The organism is Halomonas llamarensis, from assembly GCF_023555005.1.
Classification (GTDB): Bacteria; Pseudomonadota; Gammaproteobacteria; order Pseudomonadales; family Halomonadaceae; genus Vreelandella; species Vreelandella llamarensis.
In genome coordinates this window covers 1-392 of sequence record NZ_JAMJPJ010000113.1, presented here as the reverse complement: position 1 = coordinate 392, position 392 = coordinate 1, and the positions used below count along the sequence as shown (strand labels likewise).

Annotated in this window: 1 pseudogene; it reads left to right on the top strand. The window is 48.5% G+C overall.

Features of this window, described 5'->3' with window-relative positions:
* Positions 1-108: pseudogene (locus tag M8006_RS17825) on the top strand (IS5/IS1182 family transposase); the annotation flags it as partial.
* Positions 109-392: the final 284 nt, after the last annotated feature.

The window sequence follows — 392 nt, the reverse complement described above, 5'->3', positions numbered from 1 at the left end:
GCCCGTTTAAAATCGTATCGCGCCATAGCGACGCGCTACGATAAACTGAAGCGAAACTACGAAAGCATGGTGGCTTTGGCGTGCGGTTTTTTATGGCTCCCAATGTGAAACGTCAACAGGCCCTAGGCTAATCGCATCCAGTTTAAATTCTTTCGAGTACTGCTTTCGTGTGGTCATGATCCATCTCCAGTTTCAGGGCATTATTCCTTAACTGGGGTGGTCACATCTATTCAACCACTGCAGCTTGGTATTATTTTTGCTGAGGAGAGAAATCCGCCCGACGGGCGTTCCCCTGTTATTTGGAAGTTGGTCACTAACCTTCCCATTGCTACTCGCGCCGACGCCGTGCAAAAGCTTGTTTGGTATTCACGGCGTTGGAATATCGAGACATT